General features: G+C 33.0%; 8 protein-coding genes. All 8 read right to left on the bottom strand.

Going from position 1 to position 8,222, the window contains the following annotated elements:
* Positions 1-511, bottom strand: a 511-nt coding sequence (locus ABD963_RS05460; protein ID WP_345275924.1) for a hypothetical protein, incomplete at its 3' end; no start/stop codon positions are given.
* Positions 512-756: 245 nt separating this feature from the next.
* The gene (locus tag ABD963_RS05455; RefSeq protein ID WP_345275923.1) at positions 757-1,671 is read right to left on the bottom strand and encodes a dimethylarginine dimethylaminohydrolase family protein; all 915 of its coding nucleotides are present in this window, start codon (positions 1,669-1,671) and stop codon (positions 757-759) included.
* Between the two features lie 68 nt (positions 1,672-1,739).
* Positions 1,740-3,026, bottom strand: a complete 1,287-nt coding sequence (locus tag ABD963_RS05450; protein WP_345275922.1) for a citrate synthase — start codon at positions 3,024-3,026, stop codon at positions 1,740-1,742.
* A 175-nt stretch (positions 3,027-3,201) separates the two neighbouring features.
* Positions 3,202-4,494 (bottom strand): phosphopyruvate hydratase, encoded by a 1,293-nt coding sequence (gene eno / locus ABD963_RS05445; protein ID WP_345275921.1) that lies wholly within the window; start codon positions 4,492-4,494, stop codon positions 3,202-3,204.
* A 150-nt stretch (positions 4,495-4,644) separates the two neighbouring features.
* Positions 4,645-5,748, bottom strand: coding sequence for a glutamine-hydrolyzing carbamoyl-phosphate synthase small subunit (gene carA / locus ABD963_RS05440; protein ID WP_345275920.1), 1,104 nt, complete (start codon positions 5,746-5,748; stop codon positions 4,645-4,647).
* Positions 5,749-5,861: 113 nt separating this feature from the next.
* Positions 5,862-6,338: a 50S ribosomal protein L17 gene (gene rplQ / locus ABD963_RS05435; protein WP_345275919.1), complete on the bottom strand. Its 477-nt coding sequence runs from the start codon at positions 6,336-6,338 to the stop codon at positions 5,862-5,864.
* A 59-nt stretch (positions 6,339-6,397) separates the two neighbouring features.
* Positions 6,398-7,390 (bottom strand): DNA-directed RNA polymerase subunit alpha, encoded by a 993-nt coding sequence (locus ABD963_RS05430; RefSeq protein WP_345275918.1) that lies wholly within the window; start codon positions 7,388-7,390, stop codon positions 6,398-6,400.
* 95 nt (positions 7,391-7,485) lie between these two features.
* Positions 7,486-8,091, bottom strand: a complete 606-nt coding sequence (rpsD, locus tag ABD963_RS05425) for a 30S ribosomal protein S4 (protein WP_345275917.1) — start codon at positions 8,089-8,091, stop codon at positions 7,486-7,488.
* Positions 8,092-8,222: the final 131 nt, after the last annotated feature.

Below are 8,222 nucleotides of genomic sequence, written 5' to 3'. Positions count from 1 at the left end.
CACTTATCATGGCGCTACCGTTGGCCAGTACTACGGTTTCTGAATCGGCTGTCAATGTACCTGCATCTGCACTACAGGTCTCATTTCCTAAAGTGAAAATTATCGATTTAGATTCACAATGGCCTAAACCAAAATCAAATTTATATAAAATCGCAGTCAATTTAAATCTCCCCTCCCCAAGATTCCAAGCCGCATTTCCAGCTGGAAAGGTATAAGGTAAACGATTTTCAATGATTGAATACTTTTTTCCAGTATCTAAATTTTCTACAATATACTTAACACTTTGTGAGGCTCCTTTTACTTTTGTATTAATGTAAAATTTTCCAGGTAAATCACTAACTGCATATAAACCTGAGTCTACTAATGAAACAGATTCATGACCGTTGGTAAATTCAAAACCTTCAATAGTGCCACATAATGTATTAGAATATGACTGAAGTGAAAAGAAAATAAAGAGGAAAGAAAGTAGGTATTTAAATTTGAGGGTCGGATTAAGTAATTGTACTTTCATTATTTTTTGTTTAATTTATTGAATTCAAAGTTAAACAATTTTTATAAATGTTTAACATTTTGTATTGTTATTTAAACAAAAAATTATGTGTTTTATCGATTAAATTAAGTGAATAGATAAAAATGTGTTCTTATTCTTTCAAATTTAAATAGAAAAAATTTTAAAAATAGTAGCCATTATCACGTTAAGTCAACTAATTAGTAGGAATAAACAAAGTCAATCGAATTTCAGTAAATAAAATTAAATTAATCTCTAACTAAAGGTAAAGTTGAACAGCGTAACAAGCCTTCCTGTTTTCCAATTTCGGCATAAGGAACTTTTTCAACTATAAATCCTTGTTGAACTAACCATTCGTTTAATCTTGTGAAGTTTTTTTCAGAAATGACGACATCTTCTGAAATAGAAAAGACATTACTGTACATCTCATACATTTCATCTTTTGTAATCTCAAAAATGTTTTCTTTTCCAAAAAAATTAATTAACCAATCATATTCTTTTTCAATTAAAAATCCATTTTTATGAATTATAGCCTTTCCTTTTCCTATTGGATTGAAACAGCAGTCTAAATGCAAGGCATTTTCTTTAGCATTCGTATTAGATTTTCTTAACTCAAAAGATTTTACAATTTTATTTGGGAACAATTCTTGAATAGCTATAACGGCATCCATATTGGTTCTGGCCGTTATATAATTTGAGTAATCTTCACCTGAATAGGTCCCAATAAAAATATAATCGTTCCAAGGTATCACATCACCACCTTCTACATGGCATTCCTCTGGTAATAAAATTCTATTTTTTCTATCTATTTGATTCCACACATAACGAATGGCTTCAATTTCCTTTTCTCTATCAGGTAAAATATTGGCTCTAATAATTTTATCTTCAATTACAAAGGCTATATCTCTGGAAAAAATTTGATTACAATTCTCAATTACTTCAGGTCTAAAAACTTTAACATCATACTTTTCGAAGACTTTTACAACTGCATCCATTTCGTGCATCATATCTTCCTCCTTGGGATAAGTGCCTGCTAAAACATGCTCAATACTTTTAGGGTCGTAACAATCTTCAACCTTTGGAACTGGCCCATTACTCTTTGCGGTTCCTAAAATAACCACTTTTAGCCTTGAAGTTTCATTTTTAATATTAAGCTGTAACATGTTGTAAATATAAAAAAGCCTCACAAGTAATAACTTATGAAGCTTCTCATTTTTAATGAAATATTAAACTATCTTTTATCTATCGGAACAAATTTCCTTTCAGTTTCTCCAATATAAATTTGTCTTGGTCTACCTATAGGTTCTTTACGTAAACGCATTTCACGCCACTGAGCAATCCATCCTGGTAAACGTCCTAAAGCGAACATGACAGTAAACATATCGGTAGGTATCCCCATACCTCGGTAAATAATTCCTGAGTAAAAATCAACATTTGGATACAATTTTCTATCCACAAAGTACGGATCTTCCAGAGCTTCTTTTTCAAGTCCTTTAGCTATATCTAAAATTGGGTCTTCAATACCTAGGTTGCCCAAAACCTCATCTGCTGCTTTTTTAATGATTTTAGCTCGAGGATCAAAGTTTTTATATACTCGGTGTCCAAAGCCCATTAAACGGAAAGGATCATTTTTATCTTTTGCTTTTGCCATATATTTTTTGGTGTCGCCACCATCAGCTTTAATAGCTTCCAACATTTCTAGAACTGCTTGGTTTGCTCCACCATGAAGTGGTCCCCAAAGGGCCGAAATACCAGAAGAAATAGAAGCAAAAAGCCCAGCATGTGAAGAGCCAACAATCCTAACAGTTGATGTCGAACAATTTTGTTCATGGTCTGCATGCAAAATCAATAATTTATCCAATGCATCCACTAAAATTTTACTTTGGACATAACAAGCGTTTGGTTGTCTAAACATCATTTTCAAAATGTTTTGAACGTAACCTAGCTCATTGTCACCATAATCAAGCGGCAAACCCTGTTTTTTACGAAGCGTCCAAGCGACTAAAACAGGAAACTTACCTAAAATTCTAACCACAGACTTATACATATCCTCCTCAGAATCAACATTTACGGAAGAAGGATTAAATGCGGTTAGGGCACTTGTTAAAGATGAAATGACACCCATGGGATGCGCTGACTTTGGAAATGCATCTAATATTTTCTTCACATCTTCATCTACGATAGATTGCGCTTTAATATCTGTGTGAAATTTATCACTTTGAGCCTTCGTTGGAAGTTCTCCAAAGATTAAAAGATAAGCAACTTCCAAAAAATCAGCCTTTTCCGCCAGTTCTTCGATAGAATATCCACGATATCTTAAAATTCCTTTCTCACCATCTAAAAAAGTGATAGCACTTTCACAAGATCCTGTGTTTTTATAACCAGCATCAATAGTTATCACACCTTTGGTAGTTGCCCGAAGATTAGAAATATCAATTGCAACTTCATTTTCTGAGCCTTTTACTAAAGGGAATTCGTGTTTTTCGCCGTTAATTTCTATAGTAGCAGTATTTGCCATTTTAATTGTATGAATTTATATTGTTTTGCGGAACGCTAAATTACAAAATATACCTCTATTTATAAAGATTATAACTAATGAATTACTCTATTAGAAAATTATTAAAACTGATACTAAATAAAAAAGCGATTATTAACCATAATCGCTTTTTCAAAAGGTCTGTATTTTATTTATTTTATTTTATTTTAAACGCCTTTTCCTGAGGAAAATACGCTACTTCCCCTAATTCTTCTTCAATACGAAGCAATTGGTTGTATTTGGCCATACGGTCAGAACGTGACGCAGAACCTGTTTTAATTTGACCGCAATTCAAAGCTACAGCCAAATCTGCAATAGTATTATCTTCTGTTTCACCAGAACGATGAGACATAACAGATGTGTAACCCGCATTCTTAGCCATATTTACAGCCGCAATCGTTTCTGTTAGAGACCCAATTTGGTTAACTTTAATTAAAATAGAATTTGCAATTCCTTGGTCTATACCTCTAGACAAGCGTTCTACATTAGTTACAAATAAATCATCTCCAACTAATTGAACCTTATTTCCAATTTTCTCTGTTAGTAATTTCCAACCTTCCCAATCATTTTCATCCATACCATCTTCTATAGATATGATAGGATATTTAGCACATAATTCGGCTAAATAGTCAGCCTGTTCAGCAGAGGTTCTAACTTTACCTGTCTCACCTTCAAATTTGGAATAATCATATTTACCATTAACATAAAATTCTGCAGAGGCACAATCTAAAGCAATCATAATTTCGTCTCCAAATTTATATCCAGCCTTTTCAACAGCTATTTTAATAGAATCGATAGCATCTTCAGTTCCGCCTGCTAAAGTAGGAGCAAAACCTCCCTCATCACCTACTGCTGTGCTTAAATTTCTATCGTGTAATACTTTTTTTAAATTATGAAAAATCTCGGTTCCCATTTGCATGGCGTGCGTGAAATTTTTGGCTTTTACTGGCATAATCATAAACTCTTGAAAAGCTATGGGTGCATCACTGTGTGATCCACCATTGATGATATTCATCATGGGAACTGGAAGTGTATTTGCCGAAACACCCCCAACATAGCGATATAAAGGCATTCCCAATTCGTTAGCAGCGGCTTTAGCTACAGCCAACGACACTCCTAATATAGCATTAGCTCCTAATTTTGATTTATTTTTTGTGCCATCTAAATCAATCATGATTTGATCGATTAAATTTTGTTCAAATACTGAAACACCCAATAGTTCTTGTGCTATAATAGAGTTAACATTATCAACTGCCTTTAAAACACCTTTGCCCATATATGCTTTACCTCCATCACGTAATTCTACTGCTTCGTGTTCTCCTGTTGAAGCTCCAGAGGGTACTGCAGCTCTACCTAAAACTCCGTTTTCTGTTTCTACATCAACTTCAACAGTAGGGTTACCTCTCGAATCTAAAATTTGTCTTGCGTGGATATTAATTATAATACTCATAATCGGTTTGTTTTTAAACTTTTATATATTCAAATTTACGGTTAAATCTTGTTTTTTATCTGATGTTTATCTAGAAATTAACTAATTACCCTCTATAACGTTTTAGTAATTAAAACCACACAAAACTTAAATTTATTGGGTTGGTAGAACTTATTTCTTTAAGCTATCTATAAATTGATCAAATAAATACGACGAGTCATGAGGACCAGGACTCGCTTCTGGATGATATTGCACAGAAAAACAGTTTTTACTTTTCATAGCCAAACCTGCTACTGTATTATCATTTAAATGAACATGTGTTATTTCTAAATCAGCATTAGCCTCTGCTTCCTCTCTATTTACTGCAAAACCATGATTTTGAGAGGTTATTTCACCTTTTCCTGTTTTCAGGTTTTTTACTGGATGATTAATACCTCTATGTCCATTATACATTTTATAGGTCGAAACACCATTTGCTAAGGCGATAACTTGATGCCCTAAACAAATTCCAAATAAAGGCAAATCTCTTTTTATAATTTCCTTAGCTACCTGCTGAGCTTCCACCAAAGGTTCGGGATCTCCAGGACCATTAGATAAAAAATAGCCGTCAGGTTTAAATGCTTCTAAATCTTCAAACTTTGAATTATATGGAAATACTTTTATGTAAGCATCTCTTTTTGCTATGTTTCTTAAGATATTCTTTTTGATACCAATATCTAAAGCAGCAACTTTATAGGTTGCATTTTCATCGCCAAAATAATAAGGCTCTTTTGTTGACACTTTTGAGGCTAACTCCAATCCCTCCATATTTGGAACTTTTGCTAGTTGCGATTTTAAGACCTCAATATTATCTACTTCTGTAGATATAACAGCATTCATGGCACCATGATCTCTAATGTAACTAACTAGAGCTCTCGTATCAACGTCCGAAATAGCAAAGAGGTTATTTTTATCTAAGAAATTCTCTAAGGAATCATCGGCCGCATCCCTTGAATATTCATAGCTAAAGTTTTTAACTATAAGTCCAGCTATTTTTACTGAATCAGATTCAACCTCATCTGCATTAACACCATAATTTCCAATATGTGCATTGGTAGCTACCATTAATTGACCATAATAAGATGGATCTGTAAAAATCTCTTGATATCCTGTCATTCCCGTATTAAAGCATACCTCACCAAATGCCGTTCCTTGTTTATTCCCAACCGCTTTGCCGTAAAAAATAGTGCCATCTGCAAGAAGAATAATGGCTTTTTGTCTCTTTTTATATTTCATTCTGATTTTTATGAGATTCTCACCAAGGTGAGAAAAAAGGTTTTACAAAATTGCATAAAAAAAAGGATAAACTAAAATAGTTTATCCTTTATATTTCAAATGCTTATTAACATTTATTCTTCTTCGTTTGAAGCTTTGGTTTCTGCCACCGGAGCAGCAGCGGCAGGTTTCGAGCCTCCTCTTCTACTTCTTCTAGTTGTTTTCTTCTTGGCTTTATCTGCATTGTAAATTTCGTTGTAATCAACAAGTTCAATCATAGCCATATCTGCATTATCACCTAAACGATTTCCTAGTTTAATAATTCTAGTATATCCTCCCGGTCTATCTCCAACTTTGGCAGCTACATCTCTAAATAATTCGGCAACGGCTTCTTTTTGTCTAAGACGAGACATCACAATACGTCTGTTATGTGTAGTATCTTCTTTTGATTTGGTAATCATCGGCTCAACAAATTGTTTTAAAGCTTTTGCTTTAGCAACGGTTGTGTTAATTCGCTTGTGCTCTATTAAAGAACATGCCATATTCGCTAACATAGATTTTCTATGAGCAGTTTTTCTACCTAAGTGGTTTATTTTTTTTCCGTGTCTCATGACCTTTGTTTTATCATCTTGCTACCAAACTCGAATAACGAGGAGCAAAATATGATTAATTAATCTTTATCTAATTTGTATTTACTTAAATCCATACCAAAGTTCAAACCTTTAACATTTACAAGCTCTTCAAGCTCTGTTAATGATTTTTTACCAAAGTTTCTGAATTTCATTAAATCATTTTTATTGAATGATACTAAGTCTCCTAAAGTATCAACTTCTGCAGCTTTTAAACAATTAAGAGCACGAACGGATAAGTCCATATCAATTAATTTAGTTTTTAGCAACTGTCTCATGTGAAGTGACTCTTCATCATAAGTCTCAGTTTGCGCTATTTCATCAGCTTCTAAAGTGATACGCTCATCAGAGAATAACATGAAGTGGTGAATTAACGTTTTAGCAGCTTCTGTTAACGCATCTTGTGGAGTAATCGACCCATCTGTGATGATTTCAAAAACTAATTTTTCATAGTCAGTTTTTTGCTCTACACGATAGTTTTCAATACTATACTTAACATTTTTTATAGGAGTATAAATTGAATCAGTAAAAATAGTGCCTATTGGAGCAGCAGGTTTTTTATTTTCTTCTGCAGGAACATATCCTCTACCTTTTTCAATGGTAATTTCCATGTTTAAATTAACTTTAGGATCTAAATTACAGATTACCAATTCTGTATTTAATACTTGAAATCCTGAAATAAATTTTTGAAAATCTCCGGCTGTAATGCGTTCTTGACCAGAAATTGAAATAGAAATTGATTCGTTATCAATATCTTCAATTTGTCTTTTAAAACGTACTTGCTTTAAATTTAAGATGATTTCTGTAACATCTTCCACTACACCAGCAATTGCTGAAAACTCATGATCAACACCCTCTATTCTAACTGATGTGATTGCAAAACCTTCTAGAGAAGATAATAAAACTCTTCTTAACGCATTACCTACTGTTAATCCGTAACCAGGTTCTAAAGGTCTGAATTCGAATTTCCCTTCGAAATCAGTAGAATCAATCATGATTACTTTATCAGGCTTTTGAAAATTAAATACTGCCATTTTTTCTTCTTTTTAATTGTTATTTGGTTGCGCGGTTTAAAAGTTTGAAGAAGTACTTATAAACCCTTTGGCCAAATTCCAATATTAATAATTTATTATTTAGAATATAATTCGACGATGAATTGCTCGTTTATGTTTTCTGGAATTTGAATTCTTGCAGGAACAGAAACATACGTTCCTTGTTTTGTATCATCATTCCAAGTAATCCACTCATAAACATGACTTGAATTTGAAAGCGATCTATCAATAGCCTCCAGTGATTTTGATTTTTCTCTTACTGCAACTACATCACCAGCTTTTAAAGAGTAAGATGGAATATTAACTAATTCTCCATTAACAGTAATATGTCTGTGAGAAACCAATTGTCTAGCCGCACTTCTTGTAGGAGCGATACCCATTCTAAAGACTACATTATCTAATCTAGACTCGCAAAGTTGTAATAAAACTTCACCTGTAATACCTTGAGCAGCTCTTGCACTTTTAAATAAGTTTCTGAATTGACGCTCTAATATACCGTAAGTATATTTTGCTTTTTGCTTTTCTTGTAATTGAATTGCATATTCCGATTTTTTTCCACGACGTCTAGCGTTTCCGTGTTGACCTGGAGGATAATTTCTTTTTTCAAAAGATTTATCATCTCCAAAAATAGCTTCACCGAATTTTCGGGCTATTTTAGTTTTAGGACCAGTATATCTTGCCATTTTAAATTTGTTTTTAAGAGTGATTATGAATTAAGGTCTTAATCTTATCCTTCGATAATCGTTGATCTCTTGTTGATACTTGTTAATTAATTTATAATTTTTTATTGCTAGTTCACGTTTAAATTTCTAAA

Source organism: Litoribaculum gwangyangense (assembly GCF_039543505.1).
GTDB classification, from domain to species: Bacteria; Bacteroidota; Bacteroidia; order Flavobacteriales; family Flavobacteriaceae; genus Litoribaculum; species Litoribaculum gwangyangense.
Note: the sequence above shows the minus strand (reverse complement) of the source record. Positions and strands in the feature narration are given on the sequence as shown.